The following is a 2,622-nucleotide window of genomic DNA, read 5'->3' on the forward strand; positions in this document are numbered from 1 at the left end:
CATCTGCCGGACCGAGCCCTGGCTCAGCGGCTGGTCCGGCCGCGCCGATCCGGCGAGTTCCGGCCCGATCCATTCGCCGGGATCGATCGTCGCCATCATCTCGCGGCGATAATCGTCCTCGCGCAGCACCAGTTCGAGAAGCTGGCGGCGCGGCGCGAACAGCGCCATCCAGAAGCCGCCATCGGAAGCGGGTGACAGGCGCGACGGATAGGCGGGCAGATTTTCCAGGATCGCCACCGGATGCGGTAATTTCGGATCAAGGGCGACGATACGATGGCGCCAGCTTTCGCTGATCGCCAGACGGCCGTTGCCGAGCATGACCGCGCCGTTGGGAAATGCCAATCCGGCTGCAAGCTCACGCTGGGAGCCGCTGTCCGGATCGATGGCGAGCACGACGCCGCTGCTGCCGCCCTCCATCAGATCGCGCTTCCAGTCGCGCGCCGGATGCTTGCGCGAGCCGACACACAGGTAGAGCGAGCCATCCACGGTAAAGACCCCGGCGGTGAGGCAGGACGCCACGCCGCCTGGCAAGCCGATGCGCCTCCAGGTGCCCGGCTGCCCGATTTGCAGGCCCTCACCCTCGATGCCGACGGCAAGGCGGCCATCGGGCGCGGATGCGACAAAGCTGATCGGCGCCGCGAACTCCGCTATTGCGACCGCCGAAGCGCCCGCTCTCCCAAGGTCGATCCGAAAGAGCGTGTTGCCGCTGCTGCACAGCAGTCTCGCTGGCGACGCAACGAGATTGTCGATGGCGGGAAGCGACAGCAGCCGCTCCGCCTCTTCCAGACGGTTGTCCGGTTTGAAGACGCCGTCCATGGCCGGCACGCTGATGCCGGCATCATCAGCCGAAAACAGCCGGCGGACGAACGTGCCTAACCCCGCCATCAGCGCTTCCCCCAGTAATCGTCATGCGCCGTCCATTGCGGATCGGCGCCTTCGATGCGAACGCGGCCGATGCGGTTGTTGGAGACGCCGCCCAGATAGAGCCAGCCCTTGTGCTCGCAGGTCGAGGTGATCGAGGGATGGTTTTCGCCGGCCTCGTCCCACAACGCGTCGATGATCTCGCCGGTTTCCGACACGCGCAGCACGCAGCCGCGATTGATGTTGGGGAACAGCCATTCGTCGGCGGCGATCCGCTTGGCCATGCGGCGGCGAAAACCCGGCTTGCGCATGGCGAGATCGAAGGTTCTGGTGCGCATGCCGAGCAGCGCGATCCAGTAGGTTCCGTCGGAGCCGCGGTTGAGATTGTCGGGATAGCCTGGCAAATTGTCGAGGAAGATTTCACGCTTGCCCTTGTCCGGTCCGTCGAACCAGTAGCGGCTGATGCGGCACGCCCATGTCTCGGCAAAGAGCAGCGACTGGCCGTCGCGGCAAATGGTGACGCCGTTGGGAAAGATCAGGCCGCGCAATATGGTGCGGGTCGAGCCGGTCCTCGGATCGTGGCAGATCAGCCGGCCGTTGCCCCTGCCCTCCAGCGCATCGACCGCCCATTCAGACATTTCGTAGCGGATCGTCGCTTCGCTGAAGAAGATGCGCCCGTCCGGCGCGATGTCGAGATCGTCGGGAAGCCGCAGCCGCGAATCGTCGATCACCGACAGCAGGCTGCGATTGGTTTCGTCGGTGACCTTCGCCACCGTCCCGTCCGGCGAGACGCGGTAGACGCCCATGCCGCCGATGCAGGTGAGCAGGTCGCCGTTCGGCGCGAAGGCCAGCCCCAGCGGATGACCGCCGATACGGGCGAAGACCTCGCTGCGCGCATAGTCGGGCGCGAGGAAACGGACGATCGTACCGTGCCGCGTACCGGTATAGAGATTGTCGTCGCGGTCGAGGACGACGTCCTCGGGACCTTCGACCGCGCCAAGCCCTATGAGCTCCGCCGCGCCAAGCCTGTCATTGACGGCAAGCACGTCGGTTCCGGTCGGCGGCGTCAAATTCGGCAGCTTCAGATAGGTCGGCGAGACATAGACTTTGCTCAACAGCTTGCCGCGGTTCTTCACCCATTTGGCGTCGAACAGCACGGCGGCGATCAGCACCAGACCGAGGATCAGCTGGTTGACCGAGCCGGGCATCGACAGGCGGATGAGGCCGCTGGTCAGGATCAGCACCAGGATGGAGCCGATCACCGCATTGCCGACCGAACCGCGGCCGCCACCCAGCGAAACGCCGCCAAGCACCACGGCGGTCAATACGGAAATCTCCAGCCCTATGCCGGTGTCGGCGCCGGTGCTGCCGAGCCGGGCGGAAAACAGAAAGGCAGCGATCGCGGTCAGCAGGCCCGATGCGACATAGGCGAGGCAAACCGTCAGCTTGACGTTGATGCCGGCATTGTAGGCGGAGCGGCGCGCACCGCCGACGGCGCGCAACCGCCATCCTGGCCTTAGCCTTGACAGGACGATATGCGCGCCAAGGGCGATGACGGCGAAAATGGCGAAGGAGACGGGCAGGCCGTAGAAGGTGCCGAAGCCGATCAGGTCCCAGGTCGGGGAGACCGGCATCGAGCCGACGATCGCGCTGGCAAGCCGGGGAAAGATGATGTCGTAGAGCGCCCGGTAGATGACCAGTGTCACCAGAGTGGTGATGAAGGCGCGCAGCCTGAGATAGCCGATCAGCACCCCGTTGAGC

The 2,622-nt window shown here is 65.4% G+C and carries 2 protein-coding genes; both read right to left on the reverse strand.

The genetic code is table 11. From position 1 onward, the window contains the following. The coding region (locus EN964_RS31350; protein ID WP_127277186.1) for a strictosidine synthase at positions 1-885 on the reverse strand (885 nt) is incomplete at its 3' end. Further along, positions 885-2,622, reverse strand: a 1,738-nt coding sequence (locus tag EN964_RS31355) for an SMP-30/gluconolactonase/LRE family protein (protein WP_127277188.1), incomplete at its 5' end; no start/stop codon positions are given. The genes EN964_RS31355 and EN964_RS31350, both read right to left, overlap by 1 nt.

The sequence above is a fragment of the Mesorhizobium sp. M7A.F.Ca.CA.001.10.2.1 genome, from assembly GCF_003998575.1.
Lineage (GTDB): Bacteria > Pseudomonadota > Alphaproteobacteria > Rhizobiales > Rhizobiaceae > Mesorhizobium.